The 18,084-nt window shown below is 32.1% G+C and carries 19 protein-coding genes; 13 read left to right on the forward strand and 6 right to left on the reverse strand.

The annotated features are described in order from the left end of the window. The first annotated feature begins 122 nt into the window (after positions 1-122). A complete protein-coding gene (locus WN975_RS03265) occupies positions 123-764 on the forward strand; it encodes a protein-L-isoaspartate(D-aspartate) O-methyltransferase (protein ID WP_099711843.1) in 642 nt (213 codons plus the stop codon). 29 nt (positions 765-793) lie between these two features. Here the strand turns inward: WN975_RS03265 and WN975_RS03270 are convergent, their stop codons facing one another. The 3 genes from WN975_RS03270 to smpB form a co-directional block, all read right to left on the reverse strand. Beyond that, positions 794-1,843, reverse strand: coding sequence for a Fic family protein (locus WN975_RS03270; RefSeq protein WP_337965195.1), 1,050 nt, complete (start codon positions 1,841-1,843; stop codon positions 794-796). A gap of 89 nt (positions 1,844-1,932) precedes the next feature. Beyond that, positions 1,933-2,574, reverse strand: coding sequence for a hypothetical protein (locus WN975_RS03275; RefSeq protein WP_337965196.1), 642 nt, complete (start codon positions 2,572-2,574; stop codon positions 1,933-1,935). Between the two features lie 77 nt (positions 2,575-2,651). Continuing rightward, a complete protein-coding gene (smpB, locus tag WN975_RS03280; protein ID WP_099711846.1) occupies positions 2,652-3,107 on the reverse strand; it encodes an SsrA-binding protein SmpB in 456 nt (151 codons plus the stop codon). Between the two features lie 165 nt (positions 3,108-3,272). Between smpB and WN975_RS03285 the strand changes: the two genes are divergently transcribed. Then, positions 3,273-3,500 (forward strand): VF530 family protein, encoded by a 228-nt coding sequence (locus WN975_RS03285; protein WP_337965197.1) that lies wholly within the window; start codon positions 3,273-3,275, stop codon positions 3,498-3,500. Here WN975_RS03285 and WN975_RS03290 read toward each other — a convergent pair whose 3' ends face one another. From WN975_RS03290 to WN975_RS03300, 3 genes are all read right to left on the reverse strand, one after another. Further along, a complete protein-coding gene (locus WN975_RS03290) occupies positions 3,501-4,055 on the reverse strand; it encodes a DUF3575 domain-containing protein (protein ID WP_337965198.1) in 555 nt (184 codons plus the stop codon). Between the two features lie 130 nt (positions 4,056-4,185). Continuing rightward, complete coding sequence (locus tag WN975_RS03295; RefSeq protein WP_337965199.1) at positions 4,186-4,734, reverse strand: GNAT family N-acetyltransferase; 549 nt, start codon at positions 4,732-4,734, stop codon at positions 4,186-4,188. An 11-nt stretch (positions 4,735-4,745) separates the two neighbouring features. Further along, positions 4,746-5,597 (reverse strand): aldose 1-epimerase family protein, encoded by an 852-nt coding sequence (locus WN975_RS03300; RefSeq protein WP_337965200.1) that lies wholly within the window; start codon positions 5,595-5,597, stop codon positions 4,746-4,748. 186 nt (positions 5,598-5,783) lie between these two features. On the opposite strand from WN975_RS03300, the gene WN975_RS03305 reads away from it, so the two are divergent. The 11 genes from WN975_RS03305 to argB all read left to right on the forward strand — a co-directional run bounded on the left by WN975_RS03305 (position 5,784) and on the right by argB (position 17,959). Beyond that, positions 5,784-8,051 (forward strand): M1 family metallopeptidase, encoded by a 2,268-nt coding sequence (locus WN975_RS03305; protein ID WP_337965201.1) that lies wholly within the window; start codon positions 5,784-5,786, stop codon positions 8,049-8,051. Positions 8,052-8,761: 710 nt separating this feature from the next. Further along, positions 8,762-9,403 carry a GNAT family N-acetyltransferase gene (locus WN975_RS03310; RefSeq protein ID WP_089350989.1) on the forward strand — a complete coding sequence of 214 codons (642 nt, stop codon included), beginning with the start codon at positions 8,762-8,764 and terminating at the stop codon, positions 9,401-9,403. Between the two features lie 64 nt (positions 9,404-9,467). Continuing rightward, positions 9,468-10,661 carry an argininosuccinate synthase domain-containing protein gene (locus WN975_RS03315; RefSeq protein WP_089481624.1) on the forward strand — a complete coding sequence of 398 codons (1,194 nt, stop codon included), beginning with the start codon at positions 9,468-9,470 and terminating at the stop codon, positions 10,659-10,661. A gap of 28 nt (positions 10,662-10,689) precedes the next feature. Further along, the gene (locus tag WN975_RS03320; protein WP_337965202.1) at positions 10,690-11,094 is read left to right on the forward strand and encodes a hypothetical protein; all 405 of its coding nucleotides are present in this window, start codon (positions 10,690-10,692) and stop codon (positions 11,092-11,094) included. A 43-nt stretch (positions 11,095-11,137) separates the two neighbouring features. After that, entirely contained in the window at positions 11,138-12,115 is a 978-nt protein-coding gene (gene argC, locus WN975_RS03325) for an N-acetyl-gamma-glutamyl-phosphate reductase (RefSeq protein ID WP_337965203.1), read from the forward strand. Between the two features lie 80 nt (positions 12,116-12,195). Beyond that, positions 12,196-13,335, forward strand: coding sequence for an aminotransferase class III-fold pyridoxal phosphate-dependent enzyme (locus WN975_RS03330; RefSeq protein WP_337965204.1), 1,140 nt, complete (start codon positions 12,196-12,198; stop codon positions 13,333-13,335). 113 nt (positions 13,336-13,448) lie between these two features. Next, complete coding sequence (locus WN975_RS03335) at positions 13,449-14,642, forward strand: glutamate-5-semialdehyde dehydrogenase (protein ID WP_337965205.1); 1,194 nt, start codon at positions 13,449-13,451, stop codon at positions 14,640-14,642. Between the two features lie 146 nt (positions 14,643-14,788). After that, positions 14,789-15,550 carry a glutamate 5-kinase gene (gene proB / locus WN975_RS03340; protein ID WP_337965206.1) on the forward strand — a complete coding sequence of 254 codons (762 nt, stop codon included), beginning with the start codon at positions 14,789-14,791 and terminating at the stop codon, positions 15,548-15,550. A gap of 109 nt (positions 15,551-15,659) precedes the next feature. Continuing rightward, positions 15,660-16,049, forward strand: coding sequence for a GxxExxY protein (locus tag WN975_RS03345; RefSeq protein ID WP_337965207.1), 390 nt, complete (start codon positions 15,660-15,662; stop codon positions 16,047-16,049). An 82-nt stretch (positions 16,050-16,131) separates the two neighbouring features. Next, positions 16,132-17,082, forward strand: coding sequence for an N-acetylornithine carbamoyltransferase (locus tag WN975_RS03350; RefSeq protein ID WP_337965208.1), 951 nt, complete (start codon positions 16,132-16,134; stop codon positions 17,080-17,082). Positions 17,083-17,182: 100 nt separating this feature from the next. After that, positions 17,183-17,959, forward strand: a complete 777-nt coding sequence (argB, locus tag WN975_RS03355) for an acetylglutamate kinase (protein WP_337965209.1) — start codon at positions 17,183-17,185, stop codon at positions 17,957-17,959. The last annotated feature ends 125 nt before the right edge of the window (positions 17,960-18,084 follow it).

Raw genomic sequence — 18,084 nt, forward strand, 5'->3', positions numbered from 1 at the left:
ATATAATTTATTTGTCGAAAGTGAAAGTTAATGCAATAAAGATTTAGGAATTTAATAATTAAAAATCAATATTTGATTTACTGTTTTGTTTCCTATTTTTGCAAAAATAAAACCTACCCATTTTGAAAGACACTGCCAAACATCAAGGACTTCGTAATCAATTAGTAAGCACTTTAGAACAAAAAGGAATTACTGATAAAGCGGTTTTGGATGCGATAAAAAAAATCCCAAGACATCTTTTTTTAAATTCTAGTTTTGAAGATTACGCTTATCAGGATAAGGCTTTTCCTATAGGAGCGGGGCAAACTATTTCGCAACCTTACACTGTTGCTTTTCAATCTCAATTGTTAGAAGTAAAAAAAGAACACAAAATCCTTGAAATAGGAACTGGCTCCGGTTACCAAACTGCAGTTTTATGTATGTTGGGCGCTAAGGTATATAGCGTGGAAAGACAGAATGAGTTGTTTAAAACGACTTCAAATTTATTTCCAAAATTAAATATTCGTCCTAAACATTTATCATTTGGTGACGGATACAAAGGATTGCCAAGTTATGCACCGTTTGATAGTATTATTGTAACGGCGGGCGCTCCGTTTATTCCGCAGCCATTAATGGCGCAGTTAAAAATAGGAGGAAGATTAGTAATTCCGTTAGGCGAAGATGTTCAGATTATGACATTATTGATTCGAAAAAATGAAACACAATTCGAAAAACATGAGTTTGGAGAATTTAGATTTGTTCCTTTATTAGAAGATAAAAATTAAGAGAAAAGCCCAATTTAGTTGGGCTTTTTTTATTGACCAATAATACTAATATATCGTTCTAGATTTTCTTTTTCAATTTGAGCAATAAAAAGTAAAAAGTCTTCTTTGTTATTCTTGGTTTGGGCAATTTCAAGACTTTGGTAGTATTGCATACGACTATCATAATCTCCTTTTATATTAGCAATGATATATCCTTTTTGTAATAGGATTAAATTCATGACAAGACGAGAAGTTCGCCCGTTTCCATCAATAAAAGGATGAATTGTGACTAATCTCTCATGCATTTCGGCAGCAAGAATGATTGGATGTAATTTGTTCTTGTTGATTTCGTACCAAATAAAATAATCTTCCATTTCTTTTGCAACCATAAAAGGTTGTGGCGGCATATGTGTACTTCCTTTTATCATAACCTGGACTTTTCTATAACGTCCTGCGTCTTCAGGAATTATTCCGCGTAAAATTAAATTGTGAATCGATAAAAGATCACGTTCGTTTAGGGAAGCATTTCTTTGCATCAAATCTTTAATAAAACCAATAGCTTCTTGATGATTAATAGCTTCTAAATGCTCGCGCATACTTTTTCCCGAAATAGTCAAACCTTCATTAATAACCATATCTGTTTCGCGAAGTGTCATTGTGTTACCTTCAATACGATTACTTTCAAAAGTATATTCTAACTCTAAAGCCTGAGTGATTCTAAAGCTATCATATTGACGATAACTATCTAGTTTCTCTTTTAAAAGATCGATCTCATTTAAAAGTTTTTCTAAAGTATTGGAAATCTTTAATTTCGAAACTGTTTTGTTATATTTTATTTCTTGTTCGGCTAGTATTAAAGCTTTTAAAGCAAATTCATCATCTCCAATTTCATACAGAATTTTTTCTTTAAGCCATGCGATCATTAAAGTTTCATAATCGATTTCTAAAAGTTGAGCAAGTTTAGAAATTTGATCTTTAGTTGGTTTTCTCGTCCCTGATTCAAATTTACTTATCAAAGCCTGATCAATGCCAACTAATTGTGCCACTTCTCGAGTCTTTAATCCTTTTTGTTCTCTCGCATTTTTAAGAAGTGTTTTCATTTTTATATGATTTGTATTGTCTTGACAAATTTAGTCATTTTTATTTGAATTAAAAAAGCAATAGACAACTATTGCTTTTAATAATGTTTTTATTTAGGAGGAAGTGACCCGTCTTTTCTCATTTCTTTTACAACTGTTTGCATAATTGCATCAACAGTTTGACCTAAATCAGTAACGTAATCTGATTTTGTAGTTCCTGTCCAGATTAGTTTATTTTCTTTTAATGAAAAAATATTTGTTTCGACCATATACGAAGTTGTTTCCTGATAATATCCCGGATCGTAGAAGTTAGGAGAGTACATTCCGTACCAATTTCCAAAACCATAGCCATACATTCCGGTGTACATTCCGTCAAATCCACCATAATACATTCCGGTATAAGTTCCGGGAACATAAGTAGTTTCTTTGTCAGCACTTACTAATCGCATTGTAATTACTCCGTCAAAATTCTCGTCTTGTAAGATTTTTAATTTTTGTTCTTTGGTAAGATCTTTGACTGTTTCGTTTAGGTATTGATAAGAAGTTTTGAAAATTGGATTACTTGCTGCAATTCTATTCTCTGCAACTCTTCTTGAAGCTTCATCTTTTACCAAAACAACAACCAATACTTTTTTGAAATTCTCTTGAGCAACAGTTATTTTAGGATCTCTCCAACTATTGACGATAGAAGTATTGCTACCACAACTTGAAAGTGCAAAAACAGTAATCAATAAAAATAAGTACTTCTTCATATTACATTTTTTTAGAATTATTGTAGTAAAAATACGTATAAAATGATAAAGAATACTAGTTCTGGTAAAAATAACTTTTAGTTATAAGCTTTTTTTATTCGATCTAAATCACGTTTAGTGTCCTGTTCTTTAAGAGATTCACGTTTGTCGTAATTTTTCTTTCCTTTACAAAGACCAATTTGCAATTTTGCCAATCCTTTTTCATTCGTAAACAATTTTAAAGGAACTATTGTAAGTCCTTTTGCTTGTACATTTTTATGAAGCGTTTTTAGTTCTTTTTTATTCAAAAGTAATTTTCTCTCGCTTCTGGATTTATGGTTAAATTGATTTCCAAAAGAATATTCTTCTATATAGGTATTTATAGCAAAAAGTTCGAGATTACTAAATTCGCAGAAACTTTCGGTAATATTAGCTTTTCCTAAGCGTATTGATTTAATTTCAGTTCCGGATAAAACAATTCCGGCAGTATAAGTGTCGATTATCTCATAATCAAATCGAGCTCTTTTATTAAGTATATTGACTGTTTTTAACATAAGTACAAATGTAAACAAAATTGGAAAACTTTGATATGTCTAAAGATAATTAAAGATTTAATTGATTTAGATTTCAATTTACTAGTTTTGTAAAAAATAAAGAGCGTACTTTTTTAAAGCACGCTCTTTTTATTATTATTATTATTATTATTTAAAAAGTATAAAATGCAGAATCAATCTAAAGATCCTTTACACGGAATTACACTTCAAAAAATTTTAGAATCATTAGTTGATCATTACGGCTTTGACACATTAGGAGAATTAATTCCTGTAAAATGCTTCTTGTCAAATCCTAGTATTAAATCAAGTTTAACTTTCTTAAGAAAAACAGATTGGGCTCGTAAAAAAGTAGAAGATTTATATGTAAAATCACTACCTAAGTTTACGAAATAATTACAATTTATAAGAAATCATAACACCGCCACGGTACGGAAGCCATTCGCCACTTTTGTTCCAGTTTGGAGCTTTTTCATATCTTCCAGGAGTTCCATCATTATAATAACCGTGGTAAAAACCTTGATGCCATCCACCACCTGCAAAAATATCTAATATAAATTTATCGCTTAATTTGATATTGTATCCAATAGTTGCACCTAATCTATAACCAAAACCTTGTTCGTATAAATTGGTATCCCAGTAATTCCATTTTTGTAATTGATAAATATCCGGACCAGCGTGAGCACCTACGTAAAATCCATTATATTTTTCTTTAAAATGGTAACGAACTTCCGCAGTGAACGTATAAAATTCCATTGGATTATGTCCATTAAAGGATTTCCAAAAAGAAGCCATTACGTCAAAACTAAAAGTAGTTTTCTCTCCAATACTAGTTTCTACACCAACATTTGGAATACCTACTAAAGCTGTTGCTGCATTAAATTTAATAAAAGTTTGACTTTGTGATTGTATTGTAAAGAAAAGAACAAGAAGTATTAATAATTTTTTCATAAGATATTTTATAAACAAATGCGGATTGCATTAATTATTTCGGGTGCAAATATAACGCATAAGAATACTTACTATTGCTTGTTGTTCTCTTTTTTAATGAAGTTTTTTCTGTAAAAAACGGTTGTTGAAATTACTTTTCTAATAATGAGTAAATTACCTTATCGTAAAAACGACCTTCATAAAAGTCAGATTCTTTAAAATGAGCTTCTTTTACAAAACCGCATTTTTGCAGTACTTTTTCAGAGGCAAAATTCTCAGGATCAATAACAGCTTCTATCGAATGTAATTTTAAATCTTCAAAACCAAATTTAATTAATCGGTTTACAGCTTCAGGAATTATTCCTTTTCCGTGAAATTCAGGTAACAAAATATATCCAATTTCAGCACGATAATTTTCAGGTTGCATTCTGTAATAGCCAATTATGCCAAGTAGTTTAGGACTGTCTTTTAGTGTAATTGCCCAATTGATCCCAACATTTGTATTTATTTTACCTTCAATCTCTGCAATAAGTACAAGAGCATCTTCAGCACTTTTCAATAAAGGCCTTGGGATGAATTTCATTGTTTCGGGATTCGAACGCAATATGAAAATATCATGTGCATCATCATTTGTAACCCTTCTTAATATTAAACGCTCCGTTTCTATAACCGGAAACGGATTAAAATTAAATTCTAGCATTTCTTTACTATTTATAATATTTGTAAACTAAATTTTGCTTGGAAAGTTTGATTGGCATCCAAAACTAAAATTCCTTCTTTTTCAAATAAATCGCCAGAGTTTTCAGCAGTGTCTGAATATCCAAGCCAAGGCTCAATACATATAAATGGAGCATTTTCTTTGGTCCAGATTCCTAAACTAGGAAAATCTTCAAAAGCAACCTTTATATAAGGTTTTGAGTTTTCAAGAATTGTAAGCGAATTTGACTTTAATGTTTTGAAAATCAACGCATCGTTCTCAAATAATTTATAATTTAAAGGAACTAAACTATTGGTGCTTTCTAAAATTTCTGTTTTATTTGAGATTAAATCATTCTCTAAAATATAATATTTCAAAACTTCATTTTTTTCAAAATCAAGAGTATAATTTTCAAAAGCTTCAGGTAATGCTATTGCAGGGTGAGCTCCTATAGAAAAAGGCATTTTAGATTCCCCTTCATTAATTACTTTGTATTCAATATTTAATGTAGATTCATGAAGTGTATAGATAAGTTGTAATTCAAATGAAAAAGGATATTTTTTCAGTGTTTCTTCATTATATTTTAATGAAAAAACAGCACTATTTTCAGTTTTTTCGATCAATTGAAAATCCATATCACGAGCAAAACCGTGTCTTGGTAATTGATATTCAGTTCCATTAATAGTATAAGTGTTGTTTTTTAAAGTTCCTACAATCGGAAAAAGAACAGGCGAGTGTTTTCCCCAGAAATCAGGATTACCTTCCCAGATAAATTCTTTATTCTGATTGTTTTTTAATGAAAATAATTCTGCTCCCGCATGTTTAATAGAAGCGCTTATCTGTGAATTTGAAATAGTTGTATTCAATTTTTTGTAGTTGAAGTGAATTAATTTTATAAGGAATGTAAATGTATTTGATAAATTTTATTTTTCTAAGAAAAAGCCTCAAAATATTTTTTTGATAAATTTTTGCTAAAATTAAATTTATCTTTTAGGTTTTCTCTGTAAATAGCTTTTTTTTTCATTAATTTGCTACATAAACAGCTAAAAAATATGAAAAAGCATTCCTTTAAAGGCCTTTTAACCATGGCTTTCTTTGTTGGAATTTCTTCTGTTTGGGCGCAACAAACGCCTGTCGGGACAGCAGTAAATCCAGTTAATAATTATAATTATCATGATGCGTTTGCACCAAATTTTTACACTAAAAATGGTACGCCAACGCGCTCTGCAAGCGGTCAGCCAGGAGTTGAGTATTGGCAAAACAGAGCTGATTATCAGATTACAGCAAAGCTAAACGGAACTACAAACGAAATTATTGGTACAGACGAAGTTACATATACTAATAATAGTCCGGATAAATTGTCATTTGTTTGGATGTATTTAGATCAAAACTTATTCAAAGGAGATTCAAGAGGAAATGCTGTTGTGCCTTTAACAGGAAGTCGTAACGGAGCTCAAGGTCAGGTTTTTGACGGAGGAAATAAGATAAAATCAGTAAAAGTAATTTCTGTTGGAAAGAAAAAGACAGAAGTTGATGCAAAATATGTAATTACAGATACCAGAATGCAAATTTTTCTTCCTGAAGAATTAGCTTCAAAAGGAGGTTCTGTAAAAATCAAAATCGAATTTTCGTTCATCGCTCCTTTTGAAGGATCTGACAGAATGGGAGTTTTAGAAACTAAAAACGGTAAAATTTTCACAATTGCACAATGGTACCCGCGTATGTGTGTGTATGATGATGTAAGAGGTTGGAATACTGCTCCTTATTTAGGTGCTTCTGAGTTTTACTTGGAATACGGAGATTTTGATGTAAAAATTACAACTCCTGCAAATCATTATGTTGTAGGTTCTGGAGAGCTATTAAATGGTGCAGAAGTATTGCCTGCTGAACAATTTAAACGTTACAAAGAAGCTTCTTTAAGCGATAAAACAGTTACGATTCGTTCTGCTTCTGAAGTTGCTGCAACTGCGACTACAAATGCAACGGCTGTAAAAACATGGCATTATCAAATAAAAAATGCACGTGATTTTTCTTGGGCATCATCTCCGGCTTTTATTTTAGATGGAGCCAAAATTAACTTACCAAGTGGTAAAAAAGCATTGGCATTATCAGCTTATCCTGTAGAAAGTGATGGACGTGACGGTTACGGTCGTTCAACTGAATACGTAAAAGCAGCGATTGAAAACTATTCTAAAAGATGGTTTGAATATCCTTATCCTGTAGCAACAAACGTAGCAGGAAATGAAGGTGGAATGGAATATCCTGGAATTGTTTTTTGCGGATGGGAATCTAAAGGAAAAGATTTATGGGGAGTTACAGATCACGAATTTGGACACATTTGGTTTCCTATGATTGTAGGTTCAAACGAGAGATTGTTTGCCTGGATGGATGAAGGTTTTAATACTTTTATAAATTCATTAAGTACTGCCGAATTTAACAAAGGTGAATATAACGATCCGCCATCAGATTTGCACAAAGAAGCGGAGCCTTTTACAAGACCTGATTTAGAAACTATCATGAGTTCTCCTGATAATATGAAGGAAGCAAATATTGGTATGTTATGTTATTTCAAGCCAAGTTCAGGATTAATAATCTTAAGAGAACAAATATTAGGAAAAGAGCGTTTTGATACCGCTTTCCGTACTTATGTAGAGCGTTGGGCTTACAAACATCCACAACCGGATGACTTTTTCAGATCTATGGAAAATGTTGCAGGTGAAGACTTAAGCTGGTTCTGGAGAAGCTGGTATGTTAACAACTGGCGTTTTGACCAAGGTATAAATTCAATTAAATATGTAAAAAACGATCCTTCAAAAGGAGTTGTAATTACAGTTGAAAATTTCGATAAAATGCCAATGCCAATCGTTGTAGATGTTAAAACAAAAAGTGGTAAAGTTTCAAGAGTTACTGTTCCTGTAGAAGTATGGCAACGTAACAATGTTTGGTCATTCAAACATGATTCAACCGAAGAAATTCAAAGCATAACACTTGATCCTGACCATGTTTTTCCTGATAATAATGAGGGAAATAACGTTTGGACAGCCGGAAAAAGTACAATAGAAAAAGATGTAATTTTAGACGGTTATTTAGGAGTATATTCAACAACTAAAGCACCGCTTAAAATTGAATTTACAGAAAAAAACAGCACATTAAATGCTGAGATTACAAACTATCCAAAGTTTTCTGTAACACCGGTAGAGAACGAAAAAGATACATTTGAATCAACTGGAGCTGGATTAAAATTTAAATTTAATGAAGCAAAAACAGGATTTGATATGATAATTTTAGGAAGCGGACAATCGATTCCGTTTACAAAATAAGAATTAGAAATATACAAACTAATATGTTTAAAACCCGATAGTTATTCTGTAACTATCGGGTTTTTGTTTTGTTTAAAGTTACTGTATAGTTGATGTTTTGTCATTTCGACGAAGGAGAAATCACACACGTAAATCGACAAAGATTGGCGAATTTGATTGCGAAGTTTCTAGTGTGATTTCTCCTTCGTCGAAATGACAGACTTTGAGAAAAACCTCTTTGGTAAAATTAAAATCAGCTTTTTATAATTTTAAAATAAAAAAAAGAAAACCTCAGAACCTCAGTATCTCAGAACCTTAGCGCCTTATAAAAAAATAACATTACATTAAAAAAATGTTAGAATTTTAATTTTTTGTTTTGAGAATTAAAAAATAGTGTACTTTTGCACCAATGAATAAAATAAGTTTACATATAACTTCTTTGTCACGGACAAACTCACCTGTAACTTCTCCCGAAGTACGGATACTATCTCTATAGTATTCACAGAGTTTTTCGCCGCGTATTTATTTATATTCATTTTTCATTTTGAAATCAAATAATTTGTCCATTGGACAAACATATCCTAAAAGTATATATTATTTTTTGAATTTTCTTAGTCAAGTTTTTGATTTTGAGGATGTTACTTTTTTTTTGTCTATTTTTATTGGATTGAATTCAGGATTTCAAACTAAACAATACGTTTTAATTTTTAACTCTAACTTCAACTATTGAAATGAAAATCTCTATTGTTGTTACTCAGGAAGAACACTTCAAATTCGCACAGGAAATTTGCGATACAATAGAATCATCTGCCTTATTAAGAGGTACAGGGATTGCTAAAAGAACTCCTGAATACATTCAGAAAAAAATGTCGAGCGGTGATGCAATGATTGCTTTAGCAGATGGAAAATTTGCAGGTTTTTGTTATATCGAAAGTTGGCAACACGGCAAGTTCGTGGCGCATTCTGGCTTAATTGTACATCCGGATTATAGAAGTTTGGGCTTGGCAAAAAAGATCAAATCAAAGGTTTTTGACTATTCTCTAAAAAGATATCCAGACGCTAAAATATTTGGAATTACGACCGGTTTGGCTGTAATGAAAATCAACTCTGATCTTGGTTACAAACCCGTGCCTTTCTCTGAACTTACAACAGATCCAAGTTTCTGGTCTGGCTGTAAAACCTGTACCAATTATGAAATTTTAAAAAGCAAAGAAAACAAAATGTGTCTTTGCACCGGAATGTTATACGACCCAAAAGAAAAACAAAAAGATCCGCCAAGACATCCTTTTAACGAAGCCGTTTTAAGCAGATTAAAGAAAATAAAACAAGCTTTATTCTTAAATAAACTATTGTCGTTTATCTTTTTAACCTAAGAATAAATTAAAAAAGAAATCTCAAACTTGCTACATACGAAAGTATTAGCCTAAATTATAAAAAATGAAAAAAGTTGTATTAGCTTATAGTGGAGGATTAGATACCTCGTATTGTTTGAAATATTTAAAAAATGAAAAAGGATACGAAGTTCACACCGTACTTGTAGATACAGGAGGATTTGATGCTGAAGAATTATCAGCAATTGAAAAAAGAGCTTACGAATTAGGAAGCGCACAACACGCCAACTTAACTATCATTGATAAATATTATGATAAAGCTATAAAATATTTGATTTTTGGAAACGTATTAAAAAACAATACATATCCATTATCAGTAAGTGCAGAACGTGTTTTCCAAGCAATTGAAGCTATAAAATATGCTAAAAAAGTTGGAGCAAGCGCAATTGCACACGGAAGTACAGGCGCAGGAAATGATCAGATTCGTTTTGATTTAATTTTCCAAACCATCGCTCCGGAAATTGAAATTATTACACCAATTAGAGATTTAAAACTTTCAAGACAAGAAGAAGTAGATTATTTGGCCCAAAACGGAGTACATTATTCTTGGGAAAAAGCACAATATTCTATCAATAAAGGACTTTGGGGAACAAGCGTTGGAGGAAAAGAAACTTTAACTTCAAGTCAACCGTTACCAAGTGAAGCATATCCGTCTCAATTGCAAAAAGAAGGAGAAGAAAAAGTGACTTTGCATTTTGAACAAGGAGAATTAGTAGCATTAAATGGTAAAAAAGATGCTCCGGAAAATAATATTGTAAAACTTGAAAAACTGGCAAATGCTTACGCAATTGGTAGAGATATTCACGTTGGAGATACAATTATAGGAATCAAAGGAAGAGTTGGTTTTGAAGCTGCGGCGCCATTAATCATTATTAAAGCGCACCATTTATTAGAGAAACATACACTTGGTAAATGGCAACAATACTGGAAAGAACAATTAGGAAACTGGTACGGAATGTTATTTCACGAAGGTCAGTTTTTAGATCCTGTAATGAGAAATATTGAAACTTTCTTGCAAGACACACAAAAAACAGTAAACGGAACCGTAACGGTTTCATTAAAACCATATCATTTTTCGCTTGACGGAATCGAATCTAAAAACGATTTGATGAACACAGGTTTTGGTCAATACGGAGAAATGAACAATGCATGGACATCTGACGATGCAAAAGGATTTATCAAAATTCTTGGAAATGCACAAAATATATTTTCATCAGTAAACCATTTAACTCATGATTAAGCGTGATGAATTATTCAAAAATAAATTTATGAAGACGAAAGTATTTTTTTTAATTCCATTACTTCTAATTTTTTTTGGATGTTCAAGTGATAATAATGATGTGACGGCTGAAAAAGAAAATCTGAAAGCTGTCTCTCATGAAGTTTTATTGTTCGAATATATACCTGAAACAGGTAATAATTCACATAGGCTTAGATATAATATAAAATATACGAACCCTAACAATGTTGCTATAAAAGGATTTTCTAACATTACGATGGATTATGATGGATTAATATTAACTCCTATCAAAAAACTTCCACCTTATATCGAAATTGATGCAAATTCTAGCTTTACAGAAAGTTTTGATGTTGAAGAGGCTTTTGATATTAATATAGGAAAGGTAAATTCAATAAAACTGGTATCTATTAAATTTACTATTGTTAAAAATTAAAAAAAAGAATAAGGGGTATTTTGAAATCTAAAAAACTAAAAGCATGATTAATGTTGGAATAATTGGTGGTTCGGGCTACACAGCTGGAGAACTTATCAGAATCTTGATGTATCATCCCAATGTAAACATCGATTTTGTTTACAGCACGACCAATTCTGGTAAACCGCTTTCTGTGGCGCACCACGATTTGATGGGAGATATTGAAATGAATTTTACTGATGTTGTAAATCCTGACGTAAATGTGGTTTTTTTATGTTTAGGTCACGGAAAATCTATTTCATTTTTGGAAGAAAACAAGTTTGCAAGTCATACCAAAATCATTGATTTAGGAAATGATTTTAGATTAACTAAAGATGCTAATTTCGAAGGAAAAGAATTCATTTATGGTTTACCCGAATTGAATAAAACTGAAATTAAAAAAGCAAATTTTATCGCAAATCCAGGTTGTTTTGCGACAGCGATTCAATTGGCTTTATTGCCTTTAGCAAAAAATAATCTATTAAAATCTGACGTTCATATTAATGCAACAACCGGAAGTACAGGCGCGGGCGTAAGTCTTGCTGAAACTTCACATTTTAGTTGGAGAAACAATAATATGTCGCATTATAAAGCTTTTGAACACCAACATTTGGGAGAAATCAACCAAAGCGTGAATCAATTGCAAGCGGATTATTCAGATGAATTAATTTTTGTTCCGAATAGAGGAGATTTTACAAGAGGAATTTTTGCAACATTATATACAACTTCCGAAGAAAGCTTAGAAGATTTAGTTGCCAAATACGAAGATTTCTATAAAAATGAACCTTTTGTAACCGTTACAACGACAAATATCAATATGAAACAAGTCGTTCAAACTAATAAATGTATTATCAGTTTATTGAAAAAAGGAAACCGGATTTTAATCACTTCAATCATTGACAATTTAATCAAAGGTGCTTCAGGACAAGCGATTCAAAACATGAATTTAATGTTCGGATTAGAAGAAACTACAGGTTTACATTTAAAACCAAGCGGATTTTAAATTGTTGTCAAAACGGTTAATCGTTTATTCGGTTAATCGATTAAACAAATGAACGGTTAAACAATTAAACAACAAGAAAAATGAATTTATTTAACGTATACCCACTTTATGATATAACTCCTGTAAAGGCGCTAGATTGCACAATTACAGATAATAACGGAGTGGAATATTTAGACTTATATAGCGGACATGGTGTAATTTCAATTGGCCATACGCAACCTGATTATGTTGCAAAACTAAAAAATCAATTAGATCATTTAGGATTTTATTCGAATGCAATTCAGAATCCTTTGCAGGTAGAATTAGCTCAGAAATTAGGTAAACTTTCCGGTTTAGAAGATTACGAATTATTTTTATGCAGTTCTGGAGCTGAAGCAAACGAAAATGCATTAAAATTAGCTTCTTTCCATAACGGAAAATCAAGAGTTGTAGCTTTTGATAATTCTTTCCACGGAAGAACTTCTGCAGCTGTTGCCGTTACAGATAACAAAAAAATTGTAGCGCCAATTAATGCACAACAAGTCGTTACTTTTTTACCTTTAAACCAAATCGAATTAGTTGAAGCAGAACTTGAAAAAGGAGATGTTACAGCAGTAATTATCGAAGGAATTCAAGGAGTTGGAGGTTTAGATCAAGGAACAACAGAATTTTTTCAGGCTTTAGAAAAAACATGTAAAAAACACGATGTTGTTTTAATTTTAGACGAAGTACAATCAGGATACGGAAGAAGCGGAAAATTTTTCGCATTCCAACATCACGGAATTAACGCTGATATTATTTCAGTTGCAAAAGGAATGGGGAACGGATTTCCGGTTGGAGCGATTTTAATTTCTCCAAAATTTGAAGCAAGTTTCGGATTATTAGGAACAACTTTCGGCGGAAGCCATTTATCTTGTGCAGCCGGAATTGCGGTTCTTGACGTAATTGAAAAACTGGATTTACAGAAAAATGTAAATGAAGTTTATGAATATTTCTTAGAAAAAATTAAAGAAGTTCCCGGAATCAAACAAGTAAAAGGAAAAGGATTAATGCTTGGAGTAGAATTTGATTTTGACGTTGCAGCTTTAAGAAAAAAGCTTATCATCGAAAAACACATTTTTACAGGAAGTGCAAACAACAAAAATCTGCTAAGAATTTTACCGCCATTAACAGTAAAAAAAGCTGATATTGATACGTTTGTAAAAGCTTTAAAAGAAAGTTTGGAAGAATTAAAAAACTAATACTCTCAAAGTTAAACCCGACAGGTTTTTAAAACCTGTCGGGTTTAAAACACAAAGTTTGACTTTGAAAACAACCAAAAAACAACCAAAAAACAACCAACCAACTATAAAAAATGAATCCATTATCAATTGAAAAACGCAATCTGGTTTTGCGCTCTATGGCAAAACTGGTCGAGCAGAAGCGGAGTCAGATTATCTTAACCAATCAGGAAGATTTATTGGCATACGACGGCTCAGATTTAGCGATGGAAGAACGCCTAAAAGTAGATGATAAAAAAGTCGACGAGATGATTTTGTCTTTGAATCAACTAGCTTCTCAGGAAGATCCGGTTGGAGTAGAACGTTTTCATTTTGTTCATGATAATGGAATAAAAGTCATTAATAAAACTGCGGCTTTTGGTACGATTTTAATCATTTATGAATCTCGTCCCGATGTTACAATCGAAGCGGGAGGAATTGCCTTTAAATCCGGAAATAAGATTTTATTAAAAGGAGGAAAAGAAGCTTTAAAATCGAACTTGAAAATTGTTGATTTATGGCATCAGGCTTTAGCAGAAAACGGAATTTCGAAAGATTGGGTAGAATATTTGAATTATAATCGAACAGAAACTCAGGCTTTCTTAGAAAAACCAACTCAAAAAGTAGATTTAATTGTTCCGAGAGGAGGAGAAAAACTAATTGAGTTTGTAAAAGCCCACGCCACTTGTCCCGTAATTGTAAGCGGACGCGGAAACAATTTTGTTTACGTTCATGAAAAAGCAGATACAGATTTGGCTTTAAAAATAATTTTGAATGCTAAGACCTCTAAAATCTCGGCTTGTAATGCAGTTGACAAGGTTTTAATAGATTCTAAATTACCAAATTTTGAAGGTTTTACAGCTATTTTAATTGAGACTTTAAAAGAATCTAATGTAGAAGTAATCGTTGATGAATCTTTAAAAAGCTTTGAAGACACAGAAACACTTCAAAACGAAGATATTTGGTACGAAGAGTTTTTAGATTATAAAATCGTAATTGGAACCATTGATTCTGAAGAAAATGCAATTGAAAAAATCAATAAATATTGTGGCGGACATTCGGCAGTAATTATTACAAGAGATGACAAAGCAGCGCAAGAATTTATGGATGCCGTTGATACAGCAGCCGTTTATCAAAATGCCTCAACCCGTTTCACAGACGGAGGACAATTTGGTTTAGGCGGAGAATTAGCGATAAGCACAGATAAATTGCATCAAAGAGGACCAATTGGACTTCAACATCTCGTAACCAATAAATGGTACGTTTACGGAGAAGGACAAATTAGGTAATTGAGATAATTAGATAATGTGTCAATTAGATAATTAGAATTTAATTGTAGACAAAGCTTTGCGAACTTACCGTTTGTAAACACAAACAGAATAAAAAACCTTGCGGACTTTGCGGTTAAAAAAAAACTGCGGTTAAAACGACAACAATGGGAAAAAAGCGGATTTTATTAAAAATAGGAAGTAATACTTTAACCAAAGAAACCAATCATATTTCGCGGGGAAAGATCGAAGATATAGGTATGCAAATTGCCGCTTTAAACAAAGATTACGAATTTGTAATCGTAAGTTCCGGAGCCATTGCAGCCGCCAAACAATTTGTAAAACTCGAAAGTAAAGGAAAAGAAATTGCATTAAAACAAGCTTTAGCTTCAATTGGACAGCCACATTTAATGCGGATTTTCCATGAGAATTTTAGCGATTTAGGATTATTGACATCACAATGTTTATTGTCTTATTCAGATTTTGAAAAAGAACAATCCAAAGTAAATATTGTCAATACGATAAACGTTTTGGTCGAGAACAATTACATTCCGATAATCAATGAAAATGATACCGTTGCCACGGATGAGATTCGGTTTGGAGATAATGATAAATTAGCTGCTTTAACCGCTGTTCTTTTAAATGTTGATATTCTGATTATTGCCACTAACACAAACGGAATTTATACTAAAGATTCCATTCACGATGAAAATCCTGAAACGATTCAATTAGTAAAAGATCTGAAAGTATTAGAAAAAGAAATCGGCGAATCAAAATCATCACACGGAACAGGCGGAATGCAATCAAAAATTGAAGCTGCCGGAATCGCAAAAGCTGCCAACATCGAAACCTGGATCGTCAACGGATTAAATGATAATTTTATTTTAAAAGCATTAGAAGGCGAAATTTCTTTTACTAAAATCGTTTAATTATAACGCGGATAATACGGATTCGCTAAAGCGAAGACGCGGATAAAAACGGATTTTTGTATTTATCTTTAATTTTTAAGTAGTATATTTCATTCAAATTTTTAAAGTTATGGAATTATTACATGAAGAATTGACCGATATCATTATTAAAACTTTTTATGAAGTATATAATGAATTAGGATATGGATTTTTAGAAAGAGTTTATTTAAACTCACTTTATCTGGAATTAAAAAGTATAGGTTTAAATGTTGAAGCCCAAAGGAAAATAGAAGTTTATTATAAAGGAATCGAAGTTGGAGAATACTATTCAGATTTAGTTGTTGAAAATTTAGTTATTCTCGAATTAAAAGCAGCAGAAAGTATTAGTCCTGCTTTTGAAAACCAAATATTAAATTATTTAAGAGGTACAAACTGCGAAGTAGGATTGCTGTTGAATTTTGGAAAGAAACCGGAATTTAGACGGAAAGTTTTCGAAAATAGTAGAAAAGTAAGAAAGTAAAAAAAGAATCAGTTTTTATCCGCGTTTTCGCTTTAGCGAATCAGTTTAATCCGCGTCTAAATACACAATACAATAAAAAGACATGAATTATATTTCAATAAAAGATATAGACTCATTATCAAAATGGGTAAAAAGCGCATTAAAAATCAAAAAGAATCCGCTTAAAAATCAAGAATTAGGAAAAAATAAAACCTTAGGAATGTTATTTTTCAACCCGAGTTTAAGAACGCGTTTGAGTACTCAAAAAGCCGCTATAAACTTAGGAATGAACGTTATGGTAATGAATTTTACCAACGAAGGCTGGACATTAGAATTCGAAGATGGAGCAATTATGAATTCAGGCGCTTCGGAACACATTAAAGAAGCAGCGGAAGTAGTTTCTCAATATTGTGATATTATCGCCATTCGTGCTTTTGCAGGTTTAGTTGATAAAGAAAAAGATTATGCCGAAACAGTAATCTCAGGATTCTTGAAACACGCAACTGTACCAATCGTAAACATGGAAAGCGCGGTTCGTCATCCAATGCAATCTTTGGCAGACGCCATTACAATGGAAGAATACAAAACAAAACACAAACCAAAAGTAGTTTTGTCTTGGGCGCCGCATCCAAAAGCATTACCACAAGCCGTTGCCAATTCATTCGTAGAAATGATGCAAATGCAAAAAGATATGGATTTTGTAATCACACATCCTGAAGGTTACGAGCTAAGTCCCGAAATCACGAAAGATTGTAAAATCGAATACGATCAAAACAAAGCTTTCGAAAATGCCGATTTCGTTTACGTAAAAAACTGGAGTAACTTCAACGATTACGGAAAAGTAACCAACATAGATCCAAATTGGACTGTTACAGCAGAAAAAATGGCATTAACCAATAACGGAAAATTCATGCATTGTCTTCCAGTTCGTCGTAACGTAATTGTAAGTGATGAAGTAATCGATAGCGAAAATTCAATCGTAATTCAGCAAGCGAATAACAGAACTTATTCGGCACAATTAGTTTTACAAAAGATTCTTAAGAAGTTAAAATAAAGGTACAAAGGCACAAAGTTGCAAAGGTTCAGAGGTTTTTTACGTGCTGAATCTAAACTTTGTCCCTTTGTTCCTCTGAACCTTTGAACCTTTGAACCTCATGAAAAAAGTTACTTTAATAAAAATTGGTGGAAACATTATCGACAATCCAACCGAATTAGAACAATTCTTAACCGATTTTTCTAAAATCGAAGGACATAAAGTTTTAGTTCATGGCGGAGGAAAATCGGCTACAAAAATGGCACAAAGTATAGGTTTGGTTCCGCAAATGATCGACGGACGCCGAATCACCGATGCGCCAATGCTCGATGTTGTCGTGATGATTTACGCCGGACAAATCAACAAACATATTGTAGCGCAATTACAAGCCAAAGACAATAATGCAATTGGTTTTTCGGGAGCTGACGGAAATTTGATTCAGTCAGTAAAACGAAATCATCCAACAATAGATTACGGATTTGTAGGGGACGTAAAACAGGTTAATACCAAGTTATTGGCAACTTTATTAGAAACAGGAATTGTTCCTGTTTTCTGCGCCATCACACACGATAAAAACGGACAATTATTAAACACAAATGCTGATACAATTGCAAGCGAATTATCAATTGCATTGTCTGAAGTTTTTGACGTTACGCTTACTTATTGTTTTGAAAAACAAGGAGTTTTGCAAGATTCAGAAGATGATTCGTCTGTAATAACAGAAATCAACGAAGAGTTATACAATAAACTAAAAGAAGAAAAAGTAATCCATTCCGGAATGATTCCAAAGCTGGACAATTGCTTCAACAGTTTATCAAGAGGCGTTCAGAAAATTAAAATTGGACATCATAAAATGCTTCAAAATCCAGACGTTTTACATACCACGATTACATTATAAAAGATGTTGTTATGAATTGACTCTAATTTTTTCTTTTAAAAGAGAAAATAATTTTAGCCGTACATTAAAAAGTTTATTTTGATTTTAAATCTTTAACAAAAAGATAATTTATGAAAATTGGTGTA

Origin of the sequence: uncultured Flavobacterium sp., assembly GCF_951805225.1 — a bacterium.
Classification (GTDB): Bacteria; Bacteroidota; Bacteroidia; order Flavobacteriales; family Flavobacteriaceae; genus Flavobacterium.

Excerpts from the sequence above, each read along its gene's own strand:
- WN975_RS03305 (WP_337965201.1), top strand. The coding sequence starts at position 5,784 with ATGAAAAAGCATTCCTTTAAAGGCCTTTTAACCATGGCTTTCTTTGTT.
- argB (WP_337965209.1), top strand. The coding sequence starts at position 17,183 with ATGAAAAAAGTTACTTTAATAAAAATTGGTGGAAACATTATCGACAAT.
- WN975_RS03285 (WP_337965197.1), top strand. The coding sequence starts at position 3,273 with ATGCAGAATCAATCTAAAGATCCTTTACACGGAATTACACTTCAAAAA.
- WN975_RS03295 (WP_337965199.1), bottom strand. The coding sequence starts at position 4,734 with ATGCTAGAATTTAATTTTAATCCGTTTCCGGTTATAGAAACGGAGCGT.
- smpB (WP_099711846.1), bottom strand. The coding sequence starts at position 3,107 with ATGTTAAAAACAGTCAATATACTTAATAAAAGAGCTCGATTTGATTAT.
- WN975_RS03270 (WP_337965195.1), bottom strand. The coding sequence starts at position 1,843 with ATGAAAACACTTCTTAAAAATGCGAGAGAACAAAAAGGATTAAAGACT.
- WN975_RS03320 (WP_337965202.1), top strand. The coding sequence starts at position 10,690 with ATGAAGACGAAAGTATTTTTTTTAATTCCATTACTTCTAATTTTTTTT.
- WN975_RS03275 (WP_337965196.1), bottom strand. The coding sequence starts at position 2,574 with ATGAAGAAGTACTTATTTTTATTGATTACTGTTTTTGCACTTTCAAGT.
- WN975_RS03315 (WP_089481624.1), top strand. The coding sequence starts at position 9,468 with ATGAAAAAAGTTGTATTAGCTTATAGTGGAGGATTAGATACCTCGTAT.
- WN975_RS03310 (WP_089350989.1), top strand. The coding sequence starts at position 8,762 with ATGAAAATCTCTATTGTTGTTACTCAGGAAGAACACTTCAAATTCGCA.
- WN975_RS03335 (WP_337965205.1), top strand. The coding sequence starts at position 13,449 with ATGAATCCATTATCAATTGAAAAACGCAATCTGGTTTTGCGCTCTATG.
- argC (WP_337965203.1), top strand. The coding sequence starts at position 11,138 with ATGATTAATGTTGGAATAATTGGTGGTTCGGGCTACACAGCTGGAGAA.
- WN975_RS03290 (WP_337965198.1), bottom strand. The coding sequence starts at position 4,055 with ATGAAAAAATTATTAATACTTCTTGTTCTTTTCTTTACAATACAATCA.
- WN975_RS03330 (WP_337965204.1), top strand. The coding sequence starts at position 12,196 with ATGAATTTATTTAACGTATACCCACTTTATGATATAACTCCTGTAAAG.
- proB (WP_337965206.1), top strand. The coding sequence starts at position 14,789 with ATGGGAAAAAAGCGGATTTTATTAAAAATAGGAAGTAATACTTTAACC.
- WN975_RS03350 (WP_337965208.1), top strand. The coding sequence starts at position 16,132 with ATGAATTATATTTCAATAAAAGATATAGACTCATTATCAAAATGGGTA.
- WN975_RS03345 (WP_337965207.1), top strand. The coding sequence starts at position 15,660 with ATGGAATTATTACATGAAGAATTGACCGATATCATTATTAAAACTTTT.